Annotated in this window: 19 protein-coding genes; 12 read left to right on the forward strand and 7 right to left on the reverse strand. The window is 64.1% G+C overall.

All coding sequences use genetic code 11. The features are described 5' to 3' along the window. Nucleotides 1–646 precede the first annotated feature (646 nt). The 6 genes from tpiA (at nucleotide 647) to INF37_RS06520 (ending at nucleotide 9,338) form a co-directional block, all read left to right on the forward strand. Complete coding sequence (tpiA, locus tag INF37_RS06495) at nucleotides 647–1,420, forward strand: triose-phosphate isomerase (RefSeq protein WP_101691817.1); 774 nt, start codon at nucleotides 647–649, stop codon at nucleotides 1,418–1,420. 85 nt (nucleotides 1,421–1,505) lie between these two features. After that, complete coding sequence (gene gpmI / locus INF37_RS06500; protein ID WP_186963445.1) at nucleotides 1,506–3,026, forward strand: 2,3-bisphosphoglycerate-independent phosphoglycerate mutase; 1,521 nt, start codon at nucleotides 1,506–1,508, stop codon at nucleotides 3,024–3,026. 307 nt (nucleotides 3,027–3,333) lie between these two features. After that, the gene (gene eno / locus INF37_RS06505) at nucleotides 3,334–4,635 is read left to right on the forward strand and encodes a phosphopyruvate hydratase (RefSeq protein WP_101691819.1); all 1,302 of its coding nucleotides are present in this window, start codon (nucleotides 3,334–3,336) and stop codon (nucleotides 4,633–4,635) included. A gap of 885 nt (nucleotides 4,636–5,520) precedes the next feature. After that, nucleotides 5,521–6,879, forward strand: coding sequence for a uracil-xanthine permease family protein (locus INF37_RS06510; protein WP_101691820.1), 1,359 nt, complete (start codon nucleotides 5,521–5,523; stop codon nucleotides 6,877–6,879). A 127-nt stretch (nucleotides 6,880–7,006) separates the two neighbouring features. After that, on the forward strand, nucleotides 7,007–7,624 hold the full coding sequence (gene udk / locus INF37_RS06515) for a uridine kinase (protein ID WP_101691821.1): 618 nt from the start codon (nucleotides 7,007–7,009) through the stop codon (nucleotides 7,622–7,624). A gap of 229 nt (nucleotides 7,625–7,853) precedes the next feature. After that, the gene (locus tag INF37_RS06520; protein WP_101691822.1) at nucleotides 7,854–9,338 is read left to right on the forward strand and encodes a DUF1846 domain-containing protein; all 1,485 of its coding nucleotides are present in this window, start codon (nucleotides 7,854–7,856) and stop codon (nucleotides 9,336–9,338) included. A 361-nt stretch (nucleotides 9,339–9,699) separates the two neighbouring features. On the opposite strand, the gene INF37_RS06525 is transcribed toward INF37_RS06520, so the two are convergent. After that, nucleotides 9,700–11,112 carry a Sapep family Mn(2+)-dependent dipeptidase gene (locus tag INF37_RS06525; protein ID WP_186963441.1) on the reverse strand — a complete coding sequence of 471 codons (1,413 nt, stop codon included), beginning with the start codon at nucleotides 11,110–11,112 and terminating at the stop codon, nucleotides 9,700–9,702. 24 nt (nucleotides 11,113–11,136) lie between these two features. Further along, nucleotides 11,137–11,802: a helix-turn-helix transcriptional regulator gene (locus INF37_RS06530; protein ID WP_193537211.1), complete on the reverse strand. Its 666-nt coding sequence runs from the start codon at nucleotides 11,800–11,802 to the stop codon at nucleotides 11,137–11,139. A gap of 185 nt (nucleotides 11,803–11,987) precedes the next feature. On the opposite strand from INF37_RS06530, the gene INF37_RS06535 reads away from it, so the two are divergent. Then, nucleotides 11,988–13,469, forward strand: a complete 1,482-nt coding sequence (locus tag INF37_RS06535) for an MBOAT family O-acyltransferase (RefSeq protein ID WP_193537214.1) — start codon at nucleotides 11,988–11,990, stop codon at nucleotides 13,467–13,469. Nucleotides 13,470–13,482: 13 nt separating this feature from the next. Continuing rightward, nucleotides 13,483–14,505 (forward strand): hypothetical protein, encoded by a 1,023-nt coding sequence (locus INF37_RS06540; protein ID WP_193537216.1) that lies wholly within the window; start codon nucleotides 13,483–13,485, stop codon nucleotides 14,503–14,505. Nucleotides 14,506–14,558: 53 nt separating this feature from the next. On the opposite strand, the gene INF37_RS06545 is transcribed toward INF37_RS06540, so the two are convergent. From INF37_RS06545 to INF37_RS06560, 4 genes are all read right to left on the reverse strand, one after another. Continuing rightward, the gene (locus tag INF37_RS06545; RefSeq protein ID WP_101691827.1) at nucleotides 14,559–15,695 is read right to left on the reverse strand and encodes a DHHW family protein; all 1,137 of its coding nucleotides are present in this window, start codon (nucleotides 15,693–15,695) and stop codon (nucleotides 14,559–14,561) included. Nucleotides 15,696–15,711: 16 nt separating this feature from the next. Next, the gene (locus tag INF37_RS06550) at nucleotides 15,712–17,115 is read right to left on the reverse strand and encodes an MBOAT family O-acyltransferase (protein WP_101691828.1); all 1,404 of its coding nucleotides are present in this window, start codon (nucleotides 17,113–17,115) and stop codon (nucleotides 15,712–15,714) included. 83 nt (nucleotides 17,116–17,198) lie between these two features. Continuing rightward, on the reverse strand, nucleotides 17,199–17,927 hold the full coding sequence (locus INF37_RS06555) for a DUF4358 domain-containing protein (protein WP_193537218.1): 729 nt from the start codon (nucleotides 17,925–17,927) through the stop codon (nucleotides 17,199–17,201). 189 nt (nucleotides 17,928–18,116) lie between these two features. Continuing rightward, nucleotides 18,117–19,292, reverse strand: a complete 1,176-nt coding sequence (locus tag INF37_RS06560) for an NAD(P)-dependent malic enzyme (protein WP_193537220.1) — start codon at nucleotides 19,290–19,292, stop codon at nucleotides 18,117–18,119. A 214-nt stretch (nucleotides 19,293–19,506) separates the two neighbouring features. Here INF37_RS06560 and INF37_RS06565 point away from each other — a divergent pair, with 214 nt between their 5' ends. From INF37_RS06565 to INF37_RS06580, 4 genes are read left to right on the forward strand one after another with little or no spacing between them, the layout of a single operon-like run. Further along, a complete protein-coding gene (locus INF37_RS06565) occupies nucleotides 19,507–20,709 on the forward strand; it encodes a hypothetical protein (RefSeq protein ID WP_193537223.1) in 1,203 nt (400 codons plus the stop codon). A 24-nt stretch (nucleotides 20,710–20,733) separates the two neighbouring features. After that, nucleotides 20,734–21,897, forward strand: a complete 1,164-nt coding sequence (locus INF37_RS06570; protein ID WP_101691834.1) for an aminotransferase class V-fold PLP-dependent enzyme — start codon at nucleotides 20,734–20,736, stop codon at nucleotides 21,895–21,897. Nucleotides 21,898–21,899: 2 nt separating this feature from the next. Continuing rightward, entirely contained in the window at nucleotides 21,900–22,571 is a 672-nt protein-coding gene (locus tag INF37_RS06575) for a response regulator transcription factor (RefSeq protein WP_186963423.1), read from the forward strand. Next, on the forward strand, nucleotides 22,571–23,614 hold the full coding sequence (locus INF37_RS06580; RefSeq protein ID WP_235964253.1) for a sensor histidine kinase: 1,044 nt from the start codon (nucleotides 22,571–22,573) through the stop codon (nucleotides 23,612–23,614). The genes INF37_RS06575 and INF37_RS06580 overlap by 1 nt, the downstream gene beginning before the upstream one ends. A 60-nt stretch (nucleotides 23,615–23,674) precedes the next feature. On the opposite strand, the gene INF37_RS06585 is transcribed toward INF37_RS06580, so the two are convergent. Next, complete coding sequence (locus INF37_RS06585; protein WP_193537227.1) at nucleotides 23,675–25,159, reverse strand: sensor histidine kinase; 1,485 nt, start codon at nucleotides 25,157–25,159, stop codon at nucleotides 23,675–23,677. Between the last annotated feature and the right edge of the window lies 1 nt (nucleotide 25,160).

The raw sequence follows: 25,160 nt of genomic DNA on the forward strand, positions 1-25,160 counted from the left end.
GCGGAGCGGGTCACATGGGGAGAGGAGCCGCAAGGGAGCGGACGGAGTTTTCCGCATAAAGCGGGAAACGGAGGAAGCGGACTTTGCGGCGACGACGCCCGGCGTGGCCTGCCTGCTGGACAAGTAAGAAAGTTTCGTGCCGGGCAGCTCCCGGGGGACCCCATGTGAGCCCAGCGGAGCGGGTCACATGGGGAGAGGAGCCGCAAGGGAGCGGACGGAGTTTTCCGCATAAAGCGGGAAACGGAGGAAGCGGACTTTGCGGCGACGACGCCCGGCGTGGCCTGCCTGCTGGACAAGTAAAAAGTTTCATGCCGGGCGGAGTCACCGTCCCCGGCAGGCGTACCACGCCTGAAAAATAGCCCATCCCGCCCCGGGTTTTACCCGGGAGGGATGCAGGGCGGGATGGTCTGGCCGTCTTCCATGCCCGACCAACCGGATGCTTCGCGGAAAAAACGATGTTTTTGAAAGCAGAAGTGCACTATTTTCGATTTTTCGCTTGACAAGTTTGAAAAATAACGTAAAATAATTGAATTGGGCCGCATGTGTCATCCTGCGCCCCGTTTACCGAGATTTCAGCGGCGTAGTTCTGCAAAAGTCGTTTTGAAACGCCAACGGAAAGAAGCATTTTTGAGGAGGCCAAACAGCCATGAACAGAAGATACCGCAAGACCATCATCGCCGGCAACTGGAAGATGAACAAGACCCTCTCCGAGACCCGCGCTTTTGCCGAAGAGCTCAAGCCCCTGCTGGGCAAGCCCAAGTGGTGCGAGGTGGTGCTGTGTGTTCCCTACGTGAACATCCCCGCCGCCGTCCGCCTGTTCAAGGAGTGCCGTGTGGCCATCGGCGCGGAGAACGTTCACTACGAGTCTCACGGCGCCTACACCGGCGAGGTCTCCGCGGAAATGCTCAAGGAGCTGGGCGTGAAGTATGTCATCATCGGCCACTCCGAGCGCCGCAGCTACTACAATGAGACCGATTTCACCGTCAACAAGAAGGTTCACGCCGCCCTGGAGGCCGGCCTGTACCCCATCGTGTGCGTGGGCGAGAGCCTGGAGCAGCGTGAGCTGGGCGTGACCATGGACCTGATCTCCTATCAGGTGAAGGCCGCGCTGGCCGGCGTGCCCGCCGAGAAGATGCGCCATGTGGTCATCGCCTATGAGCCCCTGTGGGCCATCGGAACCGGCAAGACCGCCACGGCCGAGCAGGCCGGCGAGGTGTGCGAGTCCATCCGCGCCGTCATCCGCAAGCTCTACGGCGCCCGCGTGGCCCGCTCCGTGACCATCCAGTACGGCGGCTCCATGAACGCCAAGAACGCCCACGAGCTGCTGGCTCAGCCCGACGTGGACGGCGGCCTCATCGGCGGCGCTGCCCTGAAGGCCCCCGACTTCGTACAGATCGTCAACGCTGCCAACCAGGAGTAAGCCTGCGGCGGCGGGCGGACCCGTCCTCCAAGGAGGGCCCAGAACGCGCCGCTCTTCTTCATTTTGTCAGAACCGAGGTTTATCTATGAGTAAAACGCCGACTACCCTCATCATTATGGACGGATTTGGCCTGACCGATGTGGAAAAGGGCAACGCCATCACCAACGCCCGCACGCCCAACCTGGACCGGATCTTTGCCTCCTGCCCGGGGTGCAAACTCTCGGCCTCCGGCCTGGACGTGGGCCTGCCCGAGGGGCAGATGGGCAACAGTGAGGTGGGCCACACCAACATCGGTGCGGGCCGGGTGGTCTTCCAGGACCTGCCCCGGATCACCAAAGCCATTCAGGACGGGTCTTTCTTTGAGAACACCGCCTATCTGGAGGCCATGGGGGACTGCAAAGAGCGCAACAGCGCCCTGCACCTCATGGGTCTGCTCTCCGACGGCGGCGTACACAGCCACATCACCCATCTCTTCGCCCTGCTGGAGATGGCCAAGCGCCAGGGCCTGAGCAAGGTCTATATCCACTGCTTCCTGGACGGCCGGGACGTGCCCCCCGCTTCGGGCAAGGGCTATGTGGAGCAGCTGGTGGCCAAGTGCAAGGAGCTGGGCATCGGCCAGGTGGCCACCGTCATGGGCCGGTTCTACGCCATGGACCGGGATAAGCGCTGGGAGCGAGTCCAGCGGGCCTACAACGCCATGGCCAATGGGGACGCCCCCTTCTGCGCCGACCCGGTGGAGGCCGTTCAGAAGTCCTACGATGCCGGGGTGACCGACGAGTTTGTGGAGCCCGTGGTCTGCACCAAGGGCGCCACGGTGAACGAGGGCGACTCCATCATCTTCTTCAACTTCCGCCCCGACCGTGCCCGGGAGATCACCCGCTGCTTCGTGGACAGCGCCTTCGGCGATGTGGAGCGCAAGCGGGGCTTCCTGCCCGTCACCTATGTGTGCACCACCGAGTATGACGCCACCATGCCCAATGTGTCGGTGGCTTTCCCCCACAAGGAGCTCCAGAATATCTTTGGAGAGTATATCAGCAAGCTGGGCCTCACCCAGCTGCGCATCGCCGAGACCGAGAAGTACGCCCATGTGACCTTCTTCTTCAACGGCGGCGCCGAGCAGGTCTTCCCCGGGGAGGACCGGGTGCTCATCGCCTCTCCCAAGGTGGCCACCTATGACCTCAAGCCCGACATGAGCGCCCACGAGGTGGCCGACGAGGCCGTCAAGCGCATCGAGAGCGGCAACTATGACGTCATCATCCTCAACTTCGCCAACTGCGACATGGTGGGCCACACCGGCGTGTACGAGGCCGCTCGCCTGGCCGTGGAAGCGGTGGACGAGTGCGTCAACCAGGTGGTGGAGGCCACCTCCCGGATGGGCGGCGTGACCCTCATCACCGCCGACCACGGCAACGCCGAGCGGATGCTGGACGCCGACGGCTCCACCCCCTATACCGCCCATACCACCAATCTGGTGCCCTTCTATATCGTGGGCGCCGATGTGAAGCTGCGGGACGGCCGCCTGGCCGACATCGCCCCCACCATGCTGGATCTCATGGGCCTGGAAAAGCCCGCTGAGATGGACGGCGAAACTCTCATTGAGAATTAAGGGCGTTTCCAGGCCCACCCCATGCCGGGGCAATTCACTTGTCCCGGCAGATGCAAAGAGACGGGGTCCCCATGCGGCCTGCCGCATGGGGAATCTGGAAAAGCCCGCTGAGATGGACGGCGAGACTCTGATTGAGAACTAAGGACGATTTCCCGCCATATATTCCCGCGTCAGCCCGCCCGGCCGGCCCGCGCCGGCCTCCCTTCGCGCGATGGGACCGGGCAGAGATAGAGAGCCCCTTCCGGGGCGCAGCCGGCACTGCCGGCGGGAGGGATTCCCTCCCACACTAGAAAGGAGTAGATTCCCCATGAAGCAGATCATTGAGATCGTTGACGTCCTGGGCCGTGAGATCCTGGATTCCCGCGGCAATCCCACCGTTGAGGTCGAGGTCTATCTGGACGACGGCACCATGGGCCGCGCCGCGGTGCCTTCGGGCGCTTCCACCGGCGTGCACGAGGCCTGCGAGCTGCGGGACGGCGACAAGGGCCGTTACCTGGGCAAGGGCGTGCTCACCGCGGTCGAGAATGTGAATACCGAGATCGCTGAGGCTCTGATCGGCATGAACGTGCTGGATCAGGTGGCCATCGACAAGGCCCTCATCGACCTGGACGGCACCCCCAACAAGAGCCGCCTGGGCGCCAACGCCATTCTGGGCGCCTCCCTGGCCTGCGCCAAGGCCGCTGCCGAGAGCCTGGGCACCAGCCTGTACAACTATATCGGCGGCACCAACGCCAAGGTCCTGCCCGTGCCCATGATGAACATCCTCAACGGCGGCGCGCACGCCACCAACAACGTGGACATTCAGGAGTTCATGATCATGCCCGTGGGCGCCTGCTGCTGGAAGGAAGCCCTGCGTATGTGCGCTGAGGTCTTCCACACCCTGAAGAGCGTCCTGAAGGAGAACGGCACCCCCGCCGCCGGCGTGGGCGACGAGGGCGGCTATGCCCCCAACCTGAAGAAGGACGAGGACGCCTTCAAGTGCATCGTGGCCGCCATCGAGAAGGCCGGCTACAAGCCCGGCGAGGACTTCATGATCGCCATCGACGCCGCTGTGTCCGACTGGTACAACGCGGAGACCGGCTGCTATGACCTGCCCAAGGCCAAGAAGAGCATGACCAAGCAGCAGATGGTCAACATGTGGAAGAAGTTCGCCGACAACTACCCCATCATCTCCATGGAGGACTGCATGGGCGAGGACGACGTGGAGGGTTGGCAGATGCTGACCAAGGCCCTGGGCGGCCGCGTCCAGCTGGTGGGCGACGACCTGTTCGTCACCAACACCGAGCGCCTGAAGATGGGCCTGGAGAACAAGATCGCCAACTCCATCCTCATCAAGGTCAACCAGATCGGCACTCTGACCGAGACCCTGGACGCCATCCAGATGGCCAACCGGGCCGGCTACACCGCCGTGGTCTCTCACCGCTCCGGCGAGACCGAGGACACCACCATCGCTGACATCGTGGTGGCCACCAACGCCGGCCAGATCAAGACCGGCGCTCCCAGCCGTACCGACCGTGTGGCCAAGTACAACCAGCTGCTCCGCATCGAGGAGGAGCTGGGCGACGTGGCGCAGTACCTGGGCAAGGACGCTTTCTTCAACCTGAAGTAAGGTAATAAAGGAATAAGAGGCCGCCGGCAGTTGCCGGCGGCCTCGTTCTATATGTCGCCCAGCTCCGGGGTACCCCGGCCGGGCCCAGCGAAGCGGGCCGGCTGGGGAAGAGGAAACGCAAGGGAGCGGATGGAGGGATGCCCATACCTGGGCGTCCCGAGTGGAGCGGACTTTGCGGCGACGAGGGCGACGTGGCGCAGTACCTGGGCAAGGACGCTTTCTTCAACCTGAAGTAAGACGGAAGCGCGGAGCCGTTGTGAGCAGGGCGGATGGACTGGAGCGAGGGCGAAAAACCAAAAGACTGCGAAGCAGGCTTTGTTTTGAACCCGAGACGGAGGGAAGCCGCCCGTCGCGAACAGGCAAAGCGTGACAAAATCAGAGCGCTGAAGTCCCGGAGCAGGCGCACAGGGGACCGCGGAGGCAAAAAAGCAGTTTGGCCTTTGGCCAAAGGTGTTTTTTGCGGAGCGGTTCACAGTGTGCCGTTGCGGAGGGACGGGAAGCGTGACAAGGAAATAACAAGAGGCCGCCGGCAAATAGCCGGCGGCCTCGTTCTATATGCGGGGTTTTTCAGGTTCAGCAAGGTACACCGTTTTATTTTTGAGACCTTCTAAAAAGTTTTTTGACATAGAAAAGTGTATTATTATACAGGAATATTTTCATAATTTGCCATTCTGGTCTGGGGAGAGGACAGAACGGGAGGCGACGGAGAACAACTTTGGTAGAATCCACAGACTTTAGAAATCTCTATAAAAAAGTTTTTCTATGAAGTTGACACATTTACCAAAAAAGTCTTATAATCTCTATAGGAGTTTTGGAGAGAGATAATATACTCCAACCTCCCAAATTGAAAGATGCAGATCACTGCAAGGAGAGGAGACATTTTCTATGTCCACAGGAACGAAAGAGACAAGCCGTTCTCTGTATGTCTTCGACAGCAAACCTCCCATTCGCAAAGCGCTGCCGATTTCACTGCAACACATCATGGCCATGTTCTTGGGAACCGTCACGGTGCCCATCGTCGTGGCCGGCGCGGCCGGAGCGGATCCGGCCACCAAGACCCTGATGATCCAGTACTCCCTGATGATGTCCGCTCTGGCCACCCTGATCCAGGCCTTCCCCCTGGGACCGGTCGGCTCCAAGCTGCCCATCATCTTCTGCGCGGGCTTTACCTGCGTGCCCGTGTTTACCCCCATCGCGACTCAGTACGGCCTGGCGGGCGCCTTCGGTGCACAGATCCTGTGCGCGGTGGTGACCATTCTGCTGGGTTTCTGCGTTGGAAAGCTCCATAAGTTCTTCCCCACCGTGGTGACCGGTACCATCATCCTGGCCATCGGTCTGTCCCTCTATCCCATCGCCCTGAAGTACATGGCCGGCAACGCCAGCTCCCCCAGCTACGGCCAGCTCAATAACTGGATCGTGGCCTTCATCACCCTGGCCGCCGTGCTGATCTTCAACCTGCTGGGCAAGGGTGTGGTCAAGATGGCCTCCATTCTCCTGGGCGCCGTGGTGGGCTACATCGTGGCCGTCTGCATGGGCATGGTGAGCTTTGACGGCGTGATCTCCGCCGGTTGGATCGCCATTCCCAAGCCCTTCTTCTTCGGCGCTCCGGTCTTTGACGTGTCCATGGTGCTCCCCGTGGTCCTGATCACCGTGGTCAACGTGATGCAGTCCGTGGGCGACATGACCGGCACCACCGTGGGCGGCTTTGACCGGGAGCCCACCAGCAAGGAGCTGACCGGCGGCGTGCTGGCCTCCGGCCTTGCAACCCTGCTGGGCGCCGTGTTCGGCGTGCCCGCCGTGTCCTCTTACAGCCAGAACGTGGGCATCGTCTCCATGAACAAGGTGGTCAGCCGCCGGGTCATCACCGTGGCCTCCGTCATCATGCTGGCCCTGGGCGTGGTGCCCAAGTTCAGTGCCCTGGTGTCCACCCTGCCCGCCCCCGTCATCGGCGGCGGCACCCTGATCGTGTTCGGCATGATCACCCTCACCGGCCTCAAGCTGGTGACCAGCGAGCCCCTCACCGCCCGCAACAGCACCATCGTGGGTGTGTCCATCGCCCTGGCCATGGGCCTGTCCACCCTGGAGGGTACTCAGGCTCTGGAGAACTTCCCCAGCCTGGTCCAGACCCTGCTGACCAAGCCCGTGGTGGTGGCCGGCGTCATGTCCTTTGTCCTCAACCTCATCGCTCCCAACAAGACCGTGGAGGAAGAGGCCAAGGAGCGCGCCGAGCTGGACGCCAAGTAATCCATTCTCTGTATCCGGAGCGGCCGGGACCTTTTGGGTCCCGGCCGCTTTTGCGTGTGTCCGAGCCTTGCGCCACGGGGCGAAATTTGATATAATCTCGGGGATAAAACGGAACGGAGGAGCAGCTATGGACACCATGATCATCGGCATCGCCGGGGGGACCGGTTCCGGTAAGACCACCCTGACCCGGCGGCTCAAGGAGCGCTTCGGAGGGCACGTGAGCGTGCTCTATCACGACAACTACTACAAACAGCACGACGACATGCCCTTTGAGGAGCGCTGCAAGCTCAACTACGACCACCCGGACGCCTTTGACACCGACCGGATGATCCAGGATATCCAGGCCCTGCGCCGGGGAGAGACCGTCCACTGCCCCACCTATGACTATACCGTCCACAACCGCTCCGCCGAGACGGTGGAGGTGCATCCCACCAAGGTCATCCTCATCGAGGGCATCCTCATCTTCGAGAACAAAGAGCTGCGGGACCTGATGGACATCAAGATCTTTGTGGACACCGATGCGGACGTGCGCATCCTCCGGCGCATCCTGCGGGACGTGAAGGAGCGGGGCCGCTCCCTGGACTCGGTGGTGGAGCAGTATCTGACCACGGTCAAGCCCATGCACGAGCAGTTTGTGGAGCCCTCCAAGCGCTGCGCCGACATCATCGTGCTGGAGGGCGGCCACAACATCGTGGCCCTGGACATGATCATCGAGCGCATCCGCAGCCACGTGGAGCAGGACTGAGCGGGGATCGATCCGCGGTTTTTTGGGCAGAATTTCATCGGATCTACACCCCTGGGGCGCCGGTACACGGGTACCGGCGCCCCGCTGTATGGCGGAACAAGCACCATTGCCCGGAGAGAAGGGAGAAATACGCCGAAATTGGAGGCACACCCTATACAGGGCGGTATGGGTGTGGTATAATACGCACTTGAATTTGAAAAAATCAGAATAGAGAGGGGAATGTCTGATTATGAACCGGATCGGCTTTGACAACGACAAATACCTGGAGATGCAGTCGGCCCACATCAAGGAGCGGATCTCCCAGTTTGACAACAAGCTCTACCTGGAGTTTGGCGGCAAGCTCTTTGACGACTACCACGCCTCCCGGGTGCTGCCCGGCTTTGCGCCCGACAGTAAAATCCGTATGCTCACCCAGCTCAAGGACAGCGTGGAGGTCATCATCGCCATCTGTGCCTCCGACATCGAGAAGAACAAGGTGCGGGGCGATCTGGGCATCACCTACGACGTGGATGTGCTCCGCCTCATCGACGCCTTCCGTGGACAGGGCCTGTTCGTGGGCAGCGTGGTCATCACTCAGTACGCCGGACAGCCCGCCGCCGACGCCTTCAAGCGCCGGATGGAGCACCTGGGCCTGCGGGTGTACCTGCACTATCCCATCGCCGGCTACCCCCACAACATCCCCCTCATCGTCAGCGACGAGGGCTATGGCAAAAACGAGTATGTGGAGACCACCCGTCCCCTCGCGGTGGTCACCGCCCCCGGCCCGGGCAGCGGCAAAATGGCGGTGTGCCTGTCCCAGCTCTACCATGAGTACAAGCGGGGCGTCAAGGCCGGCTACGCCAAGTTCGAGACCTTCCCCATCTGGAACCTGCCCCTCCAGCACCCGGTGAACCTGGCCTATGAGGCCGCCACCGCCGACCTGGGGGATGTGAACGTCATCGACCCCTTCCACCTCCAGGCCTACGGCAAGACCACCGTCAACTACAACCGGGACGTGGAGATCTTCCCGGTGCTCTCGGCCATGTTTGAGAAGATCATGGGGGAGTGCCCCTACAAGTCCCCCACCGACATGGGCGTGAACATGGCGGGCAACTGCATCTTTGACGACGAGGCCGTCCAGGACGCCGCCCGGCAGGAGATCATCCGCCGCTACTACAACGGCCTGAGCGACCGCCGCCAGGGCAAGGCCGACGATTCCCTGGTGTACAAGCTGGAGCTGCTCATGCAGCAGGCCAAGGCCAGCGCTGCCCAGCGCCCGGTCATCGCCGCCTCCCTCCAGGTGGCCGAGGAGACCGGAAACCCGGCCTTCGCCATCGAGCTGCCCGACGGCCAGGTGGTCACCGGCAAGACCACCGAACTCCTGGGTGCCTGCTCCGCCGCCCTGCTCAACGCCCTCAAGGTGCTGGCCGGCATCGAGCACGAGTACCATCTGATCTCCCCCGAGGCCCTCACCCCCATCCAGACCGTAAAGGTCAAGCACCTGGGCTCCAACAACCCCCGCATCCACAGCGACGAGACCCTCATCGCCCTGGCCATCTCGGCCGCCGCCGACCCGGTGGCCGCCAAGGCCCTGGCCCAGCTCTCCAAGCTGCGGGGCTGCGAGGCACATTCCACCGTGATCCTCTCCCAGGTGGACAACTCTACCTACTCCAAGCTGGGCATGCACCTGACCACCGAGCCCCAGTACGAGACCAACAAGCTCTACCACAGATAAAAAGTTTCTCAAAAATGCACTGCCCCCCATCCGTTCGGATGGGGGGTTTATCTTTGGCTGTGCGAGACACCATACCCAAAACCGGCGCGGCAGCTGCCCGGAATTGAGGCGTGGGGGTGACTCGGGGCCCCACGCAACCGGGACCTCCCAGGTGTGGATACCGTCAGGCCATGCCCCCCGGCCACCCGGTGTTCTGGTCTTTGCCAGGAAAAATGGGAGGGGGCCGGGGGAGTCTTCCCCCGGGCCTTCTTTCCGCCCCTTTCTTCGCGAAGAAAGGGGCGTTCCCGCCGAACAGGCGCGGCTCCCGGCAAAAAAACCGCGCCCCATCCGAGAGCGGACAGGGCGCGGAGAAGGGAGCTATTTACTTACATAGCTCCACGATGGCGTGGGTAAAGATCTTGCAGGCGCACAGGAGCTGCTCCACATTGGCCTGCTCGTCGGGGGCATGCATCTTGGGATCAAAGCCGGGGAAGACACAGCCGAAGGCCACGCCGCCGGGGATGTCGTGGACATAGGTGCCGCCGCCGATGGCCAGGGGCTTGGACTGGGTGTCCCCGGAGAAGGTCTGATAGCTCTCCATCAGGGTGGTCACCAGCTTGGAGTCGGCGGGGACGCAGTGGACGCTGGTCATGTCCGGGTCGGCGGTGACCGCGATGCCGTGGCGGGCCAGGCTTTCCTCACAGGCCTTCTTGCAGTTGTCCTCGTTGGAGGAGACCGGGTAGCGCACGTCGAACTTGGCGGAGAAGCCCTCCCCGTCCAGCTCCATGAGGGCCAGATTCAGGGTGAGGGGGCCGGACTCGGCGTCCTCCTTGGCGATGCCCAGGGCCTTGCCGCGGGTGTCGCCGAAGGGGAAGAGGGTGTGCATGGACCGGAGGGCCTGGGTGCTCTCGCACTCGGCCAGGGGGAGGCGCGCCAGCAGCTCCAGGAGGCCCGAGATGGCGTTGCGCCCGTCATCGGGGGAGGCGGCGTGGGCGTTCTGACCGGCGCAGTGGATGCGCACGGACTCTCCCTCGGCGGTGACGGTGAAGGGGGTGTGGGTGGCAGCGGCCACCGCTCCGGCCGCCTCCTCCACCTGGGCGGGGGTGAGACCGGAGACCACGCACTCGGCCTCGGGGGGCACCACGTTGGTGCGGAAGCCGCCCTTCAGGCCGGTCACCCGGGGCAGAGCGGTCTCCGCAGCCCAGCGCTTGCCGAAGGAGGGGTGGTAGTGGCCCTTCTCGATGTGGATGACCGGGAAGTCGGCGTCAGGGGTGAAGGCGTAGGGGGCGAAGGGGTGCTTGGAGTAGTAGTAGGCGATGTCGCCCGAGCCGCTCTCCTCATCGGTGCCCATGAGCAGGCGCACGTTGGCCGAGAGGGGAAGGCCCAGCTCCCGGATGGCCTTCATGGCCATCAGAGCGCAGACCACGGGGCCCTTGTCGTCGGAGACGCCGCGGCCGTAGAGCATGCCGTCCTTTTCCACACAGGTGTAGGGGTCGGTGGACCAGCCCTTGCCCTCGCCCACCACGTCCAGGTGGCCCAGGATGTGCAGGCGGGTCTCCTTGTCGTTCAGGTCGGCGGTGCCCACCTGGTTCTCATGGTTCTCGGTGTGAAAACCCCACTCGCCGGCCAGCTTCAGGCCCTCGGCCAGAGCGGCGGCGGGGCCGGGGCCGTAGGGCATGCCGGGCTGGGCCTCGCCCCGGACGCTCTTGACCGCCACCAGGCGGGAGATGGCCGCGATGAGGGTCTCACGGGCCTTGGGGTCGTCAAAATAGGCGTGGATCTGTTCCTCGTACATGGTAAATTCCTCCTTGCAGATGGGTCAGAGCTCACCGGGCTCGTCGGCGTCGCCGCCGCCCTGCTCGGCCAGCTCTCCCAGGTATTTGTACACAGTATAGCGGGAGACCTGGAGCCGCTTGGATACGAAGGGCACCGACTTGCGGAAGGAGAAGGCGTTCTTCTGATCCAGCAGGGCGATGACCTTCATGCGGTCCTTTTTGGTCAGGGAAGAGACCGGCTTCCCAACGGCGGCAATGCACTCATCAAAGATGTCGGCCAGGCGGCTGTCCCCGCCCTGCCACATGGCGCTCTGGAGATCGGCCTCGGCATTCATCAGGTCCACCAGGATGCGGTTGGCGTACACCAGGGAGGTGTAGTCAAAGTTGATGCCCAGGGCCAGGTTGTAGCCGTCCTTCCCCTCCTGGATGATGTGGAAGGTACTGCTCTTGATCTGCTGGCCCGAGGGGGTGGTGGCGTAGAGGTTGACGAAGTCGGTGGTCAGGGCGGTCATGTCCAGCTCCTTGGCGGTGCCCAGGATGTCCATGGTGGAGCCCACCGTGCGCCCCGACACATGGCCGTTGTAGATGGAGAGGATGGGATGCTTGGGGTCTCCCATATCGTGGACCAGGGTCTCACAGGAAGAGCCGAACATTTCCGCGATGCCTCTTGCGGTCCGGTCGAGAAATTCAAAAGCTTCCGCGCGGGTCATGGCGGAATCACCTCACAAAGCTGAAATCTGGGATAACAATTCATTTTAGCATCTTTCCCATGGGGAGGCAAGGGGGCAGAAGGGGCGGCACCCCAGAAAGGAGATGATTTATGCGGGGAGCTGTGATATAATAAAAAAACTGCGGGTCTTTCGACCCCACCAAGCGCGACTGGAGGAAGGAACCCATGCTTTTCAACTCCCTGGATTTCCTCATCTTTTTCCCCATAGTCACCCTGGCCTACTTCCTGCTGCCCCACCGGGTGCGCTGGGTGTGGCTTCTGGCGACCAGCTACTATTTCTATATGTGCTGGAACCCCCGGTACGCCCTGCTCATGGCCCTGTCCACCGGCATCACCTTTGTGAGCGGACTGCTCCTCCAGCGGGCGGGGCAGGTGGAGGACGGGGAAAAGCGCCGGCGATTGCGCCGGCTGTGGGTGACCCTGAGCTTTCTCTCCAACCTGGCCATCCTCTTCTTCTTCAAATACTGGGGCTTCTTCTGGGACAATGTGGAGGCCCTCTTCGCCCTGGGCGGGATCGCCCTGCACAAGCCGGTCTTTGATGTGATCCTGCCCGTGGGCATCTCCTTCTATACCTTCCAGGCCCTGAGCTACACCATGGACGTGTACCGGGGCGAGGTGGAGGCCGAGAAGAATTTCTTCCGCTACGCCCTCTTCGTCTCCTTCTTCCCCCAGCTGGTGGCCGGACCCATCGAGCGCTCCAAGAACCTGCTCCACCAGGTCCATGAGGAGCACACCTTTGACCCCCTCCGGGCCCGGGACGGGCTCCTCCTCATGCTGTGGGGCCTCTTTGAGAAGATGGTGGTGGCCGACCGGGTCTCCATCGTGGTGGACCAGATCTTTGACCACTACCAGGAGATGCCGGCCTGGGCCATCGTGCTGGGCACCGTGCTCTTCGCCTTCCAGATCTACTGTGACTTCGGGGGGTACTCCAATATTGCCATCGGCGCGGCCAAGGTGATGGGCTTCTCCCTGATGGAGAACTTCCGCCAGCCCTATCTCTCCAAATCCTGCGGGGAGTTCTGGCGGCGGTGGCACATCTCCCTGTCCACCTGGTTCCGGGACTACCTCTACATCCCCCTGGGGGGCAACCGGAAGGGAAAGAGACGCAAGTATTTCAACAACCTGGTCACCTTCCTGGCCTCCGGCCTGTGGCACGGGGCCAGCTGGAACTATGTGGTGTGGGGCGGCCTCAACGGAGTCTACCAGGTGGTGGGGGAGATCCTCCGTCCCGCCCGGGAGCGGCTGTGCGCCGCATTGAAGATCGACCGCTCCGGACGGCTCTGGCAGGTCCTCCGGGTGGGGATCACCTTTGTGCTCATCGACTTTGCCTGGCTCTTTTTCCGGGCGCCCTCCTTCTCCACGGCGGTGGACATGCTCCGCGTCCTTCTGGCGGGCGGCGCCGCGGTGGGCGAGGGCTTCACCCTGGGACTGGAGGGGGCCGAGCTGCGCCTCATGTTCCTCTCCATCCTGGTCCTCATGGCGGTGGACCTGTGCAACAACGCGGGGGTGGAGCTGCGGCGCGGGCTGGTGCGCCTGCCCCTGCCTGTGCGGTGGGTGTGCTACCTGCTGGCGGTGTATGTGATCCTGATCTTCGGCATCTATGGGCCGGGCTTCTCCGCGTCCCAGTTCATCTACTTCCAGTTCTAAGGAGGAGTGCGCCTTGTCATCCACGAAAAAATTCCTGCTCAGCGGCCTGGCCCTCTTCCTGCTGCTGGTGCTGACGGCGGGGCCGATCACCTGGATCTTTGCCCGCAAGTCCCTGGAGGGCCCCTGGGACATGACCAACAAGATCGGCGGGTTCTACAACGAGCCCCGGGGGGAGTTCACTGCCATGTTCTTCGGCTCCTCCCACATCTACGCCTCCCTCTCGCCCCTGGAGCTGTGGCATGAGACCGGGGTGAAGAGCTATGTCTTTGCCACCCAGCTCCAGCCCATGTGGGCCACCTATACCTATCTGAAGGAGGCCCTCAAGTACCAGTCCCCCCAGCTGGTGGTGGTGGAGTGCAACATGATGGGCAACAACACGGAGTACCACGACAACGGGGTGAACTTCTCCTATATGGACGACCTGCGCTTCTCCCTGGACAAGGTGGCCCTGGCCAAGGTATCCGCCCCCAAGGGGGAGCGGGCCCCTCTGCTGTGGAACTTCATGATGTACCACGGCCGCTGGGATGAGCTGGAGGAGGAGGACTACCACACCCGGAAGGAGGACCTCCACGACCCCTACAAGGGCTATGTGCTCCTCCCCGGACAGGCCGTCCGGCCCGAGACCATCCCGCCCGAGGAGGGGGAGAGCGGGGCCTTGAGCGAGAAGAATGTCTACTGGCTCAACCGGATCATCGACCTGTGCCAGTCCCGGGGGATCGACCTGTGGCTCATCAAGGCCCCCTCCAACACCGCGCTGGAGGAGACCCAGCGCTTGCGCATGGAGGAGGTGGCGCGCATCGCCGCCGAGCGGGGGGTGCCCTTTGACGACTTCAACAACAGCTACCAGGAGATGGGGCTGACGCTGGACGACTTCTATGACCAGCGCCATCTGAACGGCGGGGGCGCGGTGAAGTTCACCGACTATTTCGCCTACCTGATGAACCGGCGCTATCCGGACCTCTTCGCCGAGTCGGAGGACGCCGACTGGCAGGCCGACTATGAGGCCTATGCCGCCAAACTGGCCGAACTGGCCTGATTGTAAGAAAAAGCGCATGTCCCGGTAGGGACATGCGCTTTTTGATTGGGTGTTTATTTGGCCAGCCAGACCAGGTTCTTGTCGGTGACGAAGTTGGAGACGCTGTAGAGGACCAGGGCCTCGTCGATGCCGTTCTCCTGGATGTAGTCGGCCACCGAGAGCTTGTAGTAGCGGGGGTCCACCAGATGGATCTCCGAGAAGTGGGCGGTCAGGAAGGGGACCAGGCTGTCGGTGTAGGAATCCCGCACGATGAGGAGCTTGGGGGCGTCGGTGTGGGGGGTGCGCACCACGGCCAGGGGCTGGTTGCCGCCCAGGAACATGGAGTACTTGTCCTTGACGCTCAGGAAGGAGGTGTCGTAGAGGGGACGCTCCTCCTCCACCGGGTTGCCCTTGTTGTCATAGGTGTGGGAGGTGACGGTGATGCCGTCGGCGGGCACATAGGTGTCGATGCAGTCGGGGCGGACCCAGCGCACGCCGGAGGAGGAGAAGATGGTGCCGTAGAAGGAGTCGGACACGGTGGTCTTGGTGTAGTTGGAGAGGGGCACGGCCTCCATCCCCAGGGCGTCCATGAGGGCGGTGTAGCCGTAGTAGGCGCCCAGGCTCGTCCAGTGGTGGTCGGTGCGGTAGTAGATGTCCTCGTCGCTGTGGGCGTCCATAACAGAGTAGGTGTCATAGACCAGGGCGTTCTTCAGCGTGGAGGCGGCCTGGTCGATGACGGCCTTCTGACTGGCGTTGGGCGCGCCCTCGGGCAGGCGGTCGGACCAGATCTCCGCCGCGCCGGGAATGAGGGAGAAGTAGACGGGCACGCCCGCCTTCTGGGCAAACTGGTCCACATAGCTCAGGTTGTTGGCCACGTTCTGGGCGTCCGGGGTGTCAAAGCGGGTGATGAGGGTGTCCTCCTTGCAGAAGTACACGCTGTTGTTCTCCTGCTTGCCCATGGCTTTCTCGGTGCGGGCCTTCAGGTCCACCCAGGCGTCCCGGCCGGGGAACTGGTCGGTGGTGTAGGTCTCAAAGTCGGACATGAACTTGCCGTTGAGCACGGTCTCCACCGTGGGGGTGGGGAGCTGCTGAAGGGTGCGGTTCTCCAGCTGGGAGAAGGACTGGTCGGGGCTCACCGCGCCCGCCACCAGAAAGACCGCCAGGAAGGCGCAGAACAGAGCCGAGAGGAAGATACAGTAACGCTTGCTCATACAAACATACCTCCTATTAGAAACGGAAATAGAGGAAGGGGTTATAGGTGGCATCCACCAGATAGGCGGTGGAGAAGAGGAGGCCGGCCAGCACCAGAATGGGGAGGAGGACCAGCCGGGGCCGCTCCCGGAGGCGGCGCCACAGACCCGCCCCCAGGGGCAGGGAGGCCACGCACCCCACCAGCAGGGTCAGGCCGTAGGAGCGCAGGTAGTAGCCGAAGGCGGGGTCGGCCAGACCGCCCTGGGCCATGCCGAACATGGCGCCCAGGTAGGCCCCCATGTGGGAGAAGTCCTCCACAGCGAAGATGGCCCAGCTCACCAGTACGAAGAAGAGGGCGTAAAGGTGCTGAAGGGCGGCGGGCAGGCGCTTGAGATACTGGAGCAGGAAGAATTTCTCCACGATCAGCAGCACGGCGAAGTAGAGGCCCCAGATCAGGAAGTTCCAGCTGGCTCCATGCCAGATGCCGGTGGCGGCCCACACCACCAGGAGGTTGAAGAGGAGCCGGGGCTTGCTCACCCGGTTGCCGCCCAGGGGGATGTAGAGGTACTCCCGGAACCAGGTGCCCAGAGACATGTGCCACCGCCGCCAGAACTCGGTGATGGACTTGGAGATATAGGGGTAGTTGAAGTTGGGGATAAACTCAAAGCCCAGCATCCGGCCCAGGCCGATGGCCATGTCGGAGTAGCCCGAGAAGTCAAAGTAGAGCTGGAGGGAGAAGGCCACGATGCCCAGCCAGGCCCCCGCCGTGGTCAGCTCGCTCACGGGCATGGCCTTGTAGGCGTCCCAGAGCATGCCCAGGTTGTTGGCCAGCAGCACCTTCTTGGCCAGACCCACCACGAAGACCTGCACGCCGGAGGCAAACTGCTCCGGGGAGTGAGTGCGGTGCTCCAGCTGGTCGTCCAGGTCCTTGTACTTGATGATGGGACCGGCGATGAGCTGGGGGAAGAGGGTGACGAAGGTGCTGAAGGTGATGACGTTGCGCTGGCACCGGGCATCCCCCCGGTAGACGTCGATGGTGTAGCTCATGGTCTGGAAGGTATAGAAGGAGATGCCGATGGGCAGGCGGATGTTCAGCACCGGCATGAAGGGCAGGCCCACGGCCGCCAGGGACTGGGCCAGGAAGTCCCAGTACTTGAAGAAGAAGAGCAGGGCCAGATTGAAGATCACCGAGGAGGCCACCGCCATCCGGGCGCCCCGGTCATTGCCCTTGGCCTTGCACCGGGTGACCAGCATGCCATGGGTGTAGTCGATGGCGATGGAGGCAAACATGATGAGGATGTACTTGGGCTCCCCCCAGCCGTAGAAGATCAGGTTGAAGAGGAGGAGTACGGCGTTGCGCCATTTCAGAGGCGTCACATAATAGGCCAGAAGGACCACTGGCAGGTACAAAAAGAGAAAATACAGGCTGGAAAAGACCAATCACAATCACCTTCCAAAGGAAAAATAGCAGACGTCCGGGGCACGGCCGCCGCCGGACGCCTGCTTAGTATACCCGATATTTCTTACTTTGTATAGGTGTTGAAGGCAGAAACCGCCTCGTCGGCGTACTCGCTCACCACGAAGAGGACGTAGTTGCCATTGGTCACCAGCTGGTAGTTCTTCACCAGCTCATACTGCTCGGGGAGGTACTGGCTCCACTGCTGGTCCAGGGCATCCTGGCGGGCCTCCAGAGAGGCCTTCACGCTGTCCATCTTGCCATCCTTGACCTCGGCGATGAAGTACTCGGTGGCCGTCACATTGATGAGGGGGATCTTACAGACATAGTCCACCAGATCGTCGGAGGAGATGCCGTAGACCGCCTCCAGCGTGGCGGCATCCACGTCGCTGAGGGAGGGGAGATCGGAGCTCTTGGCGATCTCATTCCACACAGAGTCCACCGCGGAGGTGGCGGGAGCGGGCGTGGGCGTGGGGGCCGGAGTGGGGGTGGGCTTGGCCGTCGGCTTCGCCGTGGGCTTGGCGGTGGGTTTGGCCGTGGGCTGCGCGCTGGGCTTGGAAGAAGGTGCGGTGCTGGGGGCGGAGGAGCTCTCCGGCGCGGCGGAGGGAGTGGCCTCGGGCGCGGGGGTCTCCGAGGGGAGGAGGCTCTCGCTGGGAAGGGGCGCGGGGGTCTCGGAGACCACCGGCGCGGAGGGATCGGGCGAGGGCGTGGAGGGGGGCGTGGAGGCGCCGCAGCCGGTCAGAAGACCGGCGGTGAGGAGGCCGGCCAGGGCCAGAGAGGAAAAGCGGTGATTCATATGTGTCATAACTCCTTTTAAAAATACAAGATGAAATCAGATTTGCGCCGGAATCCCGGCTGCATGAAATTGGACGAGAGGGCGGGAGAAAAAGTTCCCGCAAAAAAGGACAAAGTTTCAAGGGGGCAAAAAAATCCCTCCGGCGCGTTGGCACCGGAGGGATTTTGCGCTGTGGTGTCGGAGGAGCGATCAGATCCGGGCCACGCCGGACTGACGGGCGGCCTCGGCCACAGCCTTGGCCACCGCGTCCTTCACGCGGGGGTCAAAGGCGGCGGGGATGATATACTCGGGGGAAAGCTCGTCCTCGCTGATGAGGGAGGCAAGGGCCTTGGCGGCGGCCACCTTCATGGCATCGTTGATGTCGCTGGCCCGCACGTCGAAGGCGCCCCGGAAGATGCCGGGGAAGGCCAGGACGTTGTTGATCTGGTTGGGGTAGTCGCTCCGGCCGGTGGCCATGACGGCGGCGCCGGCGGCCTTGGCCTCCTCCGGGAAAATCTCGGGGGTGGGGTTGGCGCAGGCGAAGAGGATGGGGTCCTTGGCCATGGTGCGCACCATGTCGCCGGTGAGGACGCCGGGGGCGGAGACGCCGATGAACACGTCGGCACCGGCCAGCACGTCGGCCAGGGAGCCGCTCTTCTTCTCCAGGTTGGTGACCTGGGCGATCTCCTCCTTGACCCAGTTCATGCCCTTCTCCCGGCCGGCGTAGACCGCGCCGGTGCGGTCGCACAGGATGATGTTCTTGGCCCCGGCGGAGAGGAGAAGCTTGGTGATGGCGATGGCGGCGGCGCCCGCGCCGTTGACCACGATGCGGACTTCCTCCATCTTCTTGCCCACCACCTTGAGGGCGTTGACCAGTCCGGCCAGGGTGATGACAGCGGTGCCGTGCTGGTCGTCGTGGAAGATGGGAATGTCGCAGCACTCCTTCAGACGGCGCTCGATCTCAAAGCAGCGGGGAGCGGCGATGTCCTCCAGGTTCACCCCGCCAAAGGAGCCGGCCAGCAGGCGCACCGTGTTCACGATGTCGTCCACATTCTGGCTGCGCACGCACAGGGGGATGGCGTCCACATCGCCGAAGGCCTTGAAGAGCACGCACTTGCCCTCCATGACGGGCATACCGGCCTCGGGGCCGATGTCCCCCAGGCCCAGTACGGCGGAGCCGTCGGTGACCACGGCCACGGTGTTCCACCGGCCGGTGAGCTCATAGCTCTTGGCGGGGTCCTTCTGGATCTCCAGGCAGGGCTGGGCCACGCCGGGGGTGTAGGCCAGAGAGAGGGCCTCCTTGGAGTCGACCGCCATCTTGGGGACGGTCTCCAGCTTGCCCTTCCACTGGGCGTGGAGCTTCAGGGATTCCTTTGCGTAATCCATGGGTCATTCCTCTTTTCATGGGAGAGTCAAAGTTGTCCGTCCAGGACGGACGGCGGCACGCCGCAGCGGACCGCGCCTTGCAGTATCCCCATTATACTACGGCGGGGGAATGGGATGCAAGAGGTGATGCAGGCGGGGCGGTTTCCCTTTACCGGGGAAAGGGGGCATGCTATAATATAAAGGATTGAATCCACAGAGAAAGGGGGCGCGGCCCTTGCGGAAGAACCTTCTGCGGCGGATGACGCTGTGCGCGCTGGTCCTGGCCATTCTCCTGGTCCTGCCCTGGGGCAGCGCCGCCGGGGAGCCTGAGGTCTACCAGCTGGCGGTGAACGAGAGCTTTCTGGACAAGGACGGCCTCACCACCGCCAATATGCCCGTGGCGGTGGGGGGGACCATCTATGTGCCCTACACCGTCTTTGACAAGAACAAGAACAACACCGGCGTGGACCTGGGGATCTCCTGTCTGGAGTACAAGGACGCCGAGTCCCACGCCCTGACCATGTTCAGCCTCAAAGGGACGCTCATCTTCGACATCAACGCCCAGACCTGTCTGGCCAATGACGAGTATGTGGAGATGCGGGCTATTGTCCGCAATGGAAAGACCTTTGTGCCCGCCAACGGGGTGTGCCAGTTCTTCGGACTCCAGTACAGCTACCGCCCCACCGAGACGGCGGGGACCCTCATCCGCATCAAGAACAGCTATGCCACCCTCAGCGACGAGCGGCTGCTCAACTCCTCGGAGTCCTACCGGCAGGACCGGTATGACCGGTACATCCAGAGCCTGAACGCGGTGCCCACCGCCACGCCCACGCCCACCCCGTCCGCGACCCCCATCCTCCCCGATCCCACGCCGGAGGTGCCCGAGGAGACGTCGGGGCTGTGGGTCTATCTGGCGGTGCGCTGCGAGGGGGAGGATACCCGGCTGGACGGGGCTCTTACGGCCCTGAAGCGCAGGGGGGAGCAGGCCCTCTTCCTCTTCCGGCCGGAGGAGCTGGCTGAATTGGACGAGCAGGTGCGCCGGGTGGTGGGCGCGGGCCACGCCGTGGGACTGCTGGTGGACGGCAGCGATGCCGAGACCACCCTCGCCGCCCTGGAGGAGGGCAACGCCCTGCTGGCCGATCTGGTCTGGAGCCGCAGCCACATCGTCTGCCTGGAGAACGGGAACGAGACCACCCGCCGGGCAGTGGAGGAGGCGGGCTGGCACCTGTGGAGCGCCAACCTGGACGCCTCGCCCTATGATGGAACGAGCGCCATGAATGTGTCGGGCATCCTCTCCCGGCTGGAAAAGCGGCGGAGCACCGTGCGCATGGAGCTGACCGGCAGCGCCGCCACCTCTGCCTCGCTGGAGCGGCTGCTGTTACAGATGGAACAGAACGATTACCGCCTGCGCCCGGTGCTGGAGACCGAGCTGGGCTGAGAGAACAACGGAGGGACAAGCGCGATGAGACGTGTATACATGGACAACGGAGCCACTTCTTACCCCAAGGCCCCCGGCGTGGGAGAGGCCATGGCCGACTATATCCTGAATGTGGGGTGCAACATCGGGCGGGGGGACTATGCCGCCGCCTACGACGCGGCCTCCCTGGCCCTAGAGACCCGGGAGCAGGTCAAGCGCCTGGTCAACGGCCCCGGGGCCCGGAACGTGATCTTCACCCCCGGCTCCACCCACTCCCTGAACTATCTCATCAAGGGCCTGCTGCGGCCCGGGGACCGGGTGGTGACCTCCCCCATGGAGCACAACGGGGTGCTGCGCCCCCTCACCCAGCTCCAGGCGGAGGGGGTGGAGGTGGACTTCCTCCCCTGCAATGACAAGGGCGAGCTGCTGCTGGAAGAGGTCCCGGCCCATCTGACCCCGGGGACCCGGGCGGTGGTCCTCACCCACGCCTCCAATGTCTGCGGCACCATCCTCCCCATCGGGGCGGTGGGCAAGCTCTGCCGGGAGCGGGGGATCCGCTTTCTGGTGGACGCCTCCCAGACCGCGGGGGCGGTGCCCATCGACATGGAGGAGATGGGCATTGACGGCCTGGCCTTCCCGGGCCACAAGGCCCTGCTGGGCCCCCAGGGCATCGGCCTCATGGTGGTGACCGACGCCCTGGCCGGGGAGCTCACCCCCCTGGTGGCCGGGGGAACGGGGAGCGTCTCCCACGAGCTCACCATGCCCTCCTTCCTGCCCGACCGCTTTGAGGCGGGCACGTTGAACCTGCCGGGGATCTACGGCCTCCACGCCGCCCTCACCTATCTGGAGGAGCAGGGGGAGGAGCTCCGGAAGCGGGAGCACAAGGTGGCCTGTCATCTCTGGGCCCGCCTCAAGGAGCTGGAAGAGGAGGGCCTGCGCGTGGTGGGCACCGACGATCTGACGGCGCGCACCGGGGTGGTCTCGGTGGACTTCACCACCGGGGACAACGGGGAGATGGCCTTCCGCCTGGAGCAGGAGTACGGCATCTCCACCCGCTGCGGCCTCCACTGCGCCCCCACCGCCCACCAGACCCTGGGCACCTATCCCCAGGGGACGGTGCGCTTCTCGGTGGGGCCCTTCACCACCTTTGAGGAGGCCGACTATGTGGGCTGCTCGGTGGAGGAGCTGCTCCTGAGCAGCCGGGACTGACCATGGGACACACCATTTTTCTGGTGGAGGACGAGGCGGGCATCCGGCAGGAGCTATCCGCCCTCCTGAGCCGGTACGGCTACCGGTGTGTGACCACCGCCGACTTTGAGGACGTGGCCGGGCAGGTCTGCGCCTCGGGGGCCGACCTGCTGCTGCTGGACCTGAACCTGCCCCGGTATGACGGCTACCACGTCTGCCGGGAGGTACGCCGCCGCTCCCAGATGCCCATCATCGTGGTCACCAGCCGGGCCACCGAGCTGGACGAGCTCATGAGCATGAACCTGGGGGCGGACGATTTTCTCACAAAGCCATACAATACACAGATCTTGCTGGCCCGGATGGCCCGCCTTCTCCAGCGGGCCTGTCCCGGCGTGTCCCCCGCCGTGAGCCGGGGCGGGCTCACGCTGGACCTGGGCCGGGGCGTGGCCGCCCGGAACGGGGTGGAGGTGGAGCTCACCCGCAATGAGAGCCGCATCCTCCAGACCCTGCTGGCGGCCGAGGGGCGCATCGTCTCCCGCAATGCCCTGATGGAGGCGCTGTGGAAGTCGGACGCCTTCGTGGACGACAACACCCTCACGGTGAACGTGGCACGGCTGCGCCGGCGGCTGGAGGAGCTGGGGCTCTCAGAGGTCCTAGCCACCCGGCGGGGACAGGGGTATCAGCTGTGTCTCTGATGGAATATGTCCGGGACCGGGCGGGGGTGCTGGCCGGGGGCGCGGTGTCCATGGCCTTTGCCGGGGCACTGCTGATGGCCCTGGGGGTGGACGGCCGGGCCATCGGCCTTCTGGAGCTGGTGCTGGCCGTGTGCCTTCTTCTGCCGCTGCTGGCCGATTGGCTGCGCCGGCGGCGCTTTTACCGGGCGGTGGAGGAGACCGGAGATGGGCCGGACGGGCTCTTTCTGCCCGATGCGCTGCCCGAACCCGACTTCTGGGAGGGGGAGCTCCTGTGCCGCCGCCTGGGAGAGCTGGGCCGGGCGGGCAATGACCGGCTGGGCCAGGCCCGGCGGGAGAGCCGGGAATACCGGGAGTATGTGGAGACCTGGATCCACGAGGTCAAGACCCCCATCGCCTCGGCCCGTCTGCTGCTGGAGAACCACCCGGGGACCCTGGCCGACGCATTGGAGGAGGAGCTCTTTCAGATCGACCGCTATGTGGAGCAGGCCCTCTTCTACGCCCGCAGCGGCACCGCCGAGCGGGATTACCGGGTGCGCACCATGGCGCTGGAGGAGTCGGTCCGGGCGGCGGTGCGCCAGTATGCCCGGCCCCTCATAAGGGCGGGCTTCCGGCTGGAGCTGGGGGAGTGGAAGGCCACCGTGTACACCGACCCCAAGTGGGTGGAGTTCATCCTGGGCCAGCTTCTGGCCAACGCGGTGCAGTACCGCTCGGAGCAGCCGGTGCTGCGCTTTGCCTGCCGGTGTGAGCGGGACGCGGTGCTCCTCACCGTGGCGGACAACGGCATCGGCATCCCGGCGGAGGACCTCCCCCGGGTCTTTGACAAGGGCTTTACCGGAGCCAACGGGCGGCGGGCCGCCCAGCGCTCCACCGGTCTGGGGCTCTACCTGTGCCGGAAGCTGTGCGCCCGGCTGGGCCTGTCCATCCGGCTGGACTCCCAGCCGGGGCAGGGGACTGAGGTCACCCTGGTCTTTCCCCGGGGGCGGTTCCACCAGCTGGAGGACTGGGCGGGGAGCGCCCCGGCAGAGCAGATGCCCATAGAATAAGAAAACGCGGCCCGGAATCTCGGAGGAGAGATTCCGGGCCGCATTTGTGTGCGGTTCGGCTCACGCGCTCTTGGACTGGACCGGCTCCCCGGTCTGGGCGGCCGGCGCGGGGAGGACCACCGTCATGCGGGTGCCCACCCCCTCCCAGGAGACCACCTCGAACCAGCCGCCGTGGCGCTCCACGATCCACTTGGCGATGGCCAGGCCCAGGCCGGTGCCGCCGGTCTGGCGGGTGCGGGACTCATCGGTGCGGTAGAAGCGGTCGAAGATGTGGGGGAGGGAGGCGGCGTCGATGCCCTGTCCCTCGTCCTGCACGGAGAGGCGGGCCTCGCCCCCCTCGCAGGAGACCGACAGGGTGATGGCCCCGCCGGCGGGGGTATACTTGATGGCGTTGTCCACCAGGATGCGCAGGGCCTGCTTGATGAGGCCCACGTCGGCCACCACGGGCACCGGGCCGCCCCACCGGGACTGGAAGCGGTGGCTGCGGTCGATCATGCCGGTCTCCTTGAAGACCTCGGCGGCGATCTCGGTCAGGTCAAAGGACTCCATCTCGATGTGCATGGAGTCGTTGTCCCCCCGGGCCAGGAAGAGGAGCTGTTCCACCAGCTCCTTCATGGAGTCGGCCTCGCTTTTGATGGCGTCGATGGCCTCCTGCCGGGTGGTGGGGTCGTCCTTGCCCCAGCGGTTGAGGAGGTTGGCATACCCCTGGATGACCGCGATGGGGGTGCGCAGCTCATGGCTGGCGTCCGAGACAAAGCGCATCTGGGAGCGGTAGGCCTCATCGATCCGGTCCAGCATGGCGTTGATGGCCCCGGCCAGGATCTGGAGCTCCTTCTGGGTGCCCGGCACCGAGATGCGGGTGTCCAGATGGGTGGCGTTGATCTGATCCAGCTTGCCGGCCAGGGAGCGCAGCTCCTCCGGGGACATGGCCCCGGGATGGCCCAGCCGGTTGGCGGCGGCGGCCAGCTCCTGGATGGGCTTGAGGGTGCGGCGGATGGTGCCCGCGTTGCGGAAGAGATTGCTCAGCAGAGAGAGGAGCTGGAAGAGGAGCAGCAGGCGCAGAGCCACCTCCATCACGGTCACCGGGCCCTGGATGTCCAGCCGGATGTCGTAGGGCTGTCCCTGGCTGCTGCGCAGCTCCACAGTGTAAGTGGCCCGGGTGAGCTGGGGGAGCCCCTGGCCGGTGGACGTCCCCTGGAGGTCAATGGTGTGGAGGGCATTCTCCAGCCCCGGGAGGGGGGAGACCAGAGGATAGGAGAGGCCCTGGGGCGGCCGGTCCAGGGCGGTCACGGTGTAGTCTCCCGCCGACATCCACACGGCGGCCTCGGCGGAGGGGACGCCCCGTTCCTCGACCAAGGCGGCGATGTCGGCGCACTGGTGCTCGGCCCAGAAGAGCATGCCCCCCAGGCACAGGGCGGCCAGCAGCAGGTCCATGACCAGATAGATGCCCAGCAGGCGGAAAAAGAGTTTGGTGTTGAGCCGCAGCACGATGGAGGACTTGATGCGCTGGAGGGGCGCGGCTGTCTCACGGGGAGATCGGGGCATA

This window comes from Pseudoflavonifractor gallinarum, assembly GCF_014982855.1.
Lineage (GTDB): Bacteria > Bacillota > Clostridia > Oscillospirales > Oscillospiraceae > Pseudoflavonifractor_A > Pseudoflavonifractor_A gallinarum.

Coding starts and splice junctions, on each gene's coding strand:
- tpiA (WP_101691817.1), top strand. CDS start 647: ATGAACAGAAGATACCGCAAGACCATCATCGCCGGCAACTGGAAGATG.
- gpmI (WP_186963445.1), top strand. CDS start 1,506: ATGAGTAAAACGCCGACTACCCTCATCATTATGGACGGATTTGGCCTG.
- eno (WP_101691819.1), top strand. CDS start 3,334: ATGAAGCAGATCATTGAGATCGTTGACGTCCTGGGCCGTGAGATCCTG.
- INF37_RS06510 (WP_101691820.1), top strand. CDS start 5,521: ATGTCCACAGGAACGAAAGAGACAAGCCGTTCTCTGTATGTCTTCGAC.
- udk (WP_101691821.1), top strand. CDS start 7,007: ATGGACACCATGATCATCGGCATCGCCGGGGGGACCGGTTCCGGTAAG.
- INF37_RS06520 (WP_101691822.1), top strand. CDS start 7,854: ATGAACCGGATCGGCTTTGACAACGACAAATACCTGGAGATGCAGTCG.
- INF37_RS06525 (WP_186963441.1), bottom strand. CDS start 11,112: ATGTACGAGGAACAGATCCACGCCTATTTTGACGACCCCAAGGCCCGT.
- INF37_RS06530 (WP_193537211.1), bottom strand. CDS start 11,802: ATGACCCGCGCGGAAGCTTTTGAATTTCTCGACCGGACCGCAAGAGGC.
- INF37_RS06535 (WP_193537214.1), top strand. CDS start 11,988: ATGCTTTTCAACTCCCTGGATTTCCTCATCTTTTTCCCCATAGTCACC.
- INF37_RS06545 (WP_101691827.1), bottom strand. CDS start 15,695: ATGAGCAAGCGTTACTGTATCTTCCTCTCGGCTCTGTTCTGCGCCTTC.
- INF37_RS06555 (WP_193537218.1), bottom strand. CDS start 17,927: ATGAATCACCGCTTTTCCTCTCTGGCCCTGGCCGGCCTCCTCACCGCC.
- INF37_RS06560 (WP_193537220.1), bottom strand. CDS start 19,292: ATGGATTACGCAAAGGAATCCCTGAAGCTCCACGCCCAGTGGAAGGGC.
- INF37_RS06570 (WP_101691834.1), top strand. CDS start 20,734: ATGAGACGTGTATACATGGACAACGGAGCCACTTCTTACCCCAAGGCC.
- INF37_RS06575 (WP_186963423.1), top strand. CDS start 21,900: ATGGGACACACCATTTTTCTGGTGGAGGACGAGGCGGGCATCCGGCAG.
- INF37_RS06580 (WP_235964253.1), top strand. CDS start 22,571: ATGGAATATGTCCGGGACCGGGCGGGGGTGCTGGCCGGGGGCGCGGTG.
- INF37_RS06585 (WP_193537227.1), bottom strand. CDS start 25,159: ATGCCCCGATCTCCCCGTGAGACAGCCGCGCCCCTCCAGCGCATCAAG.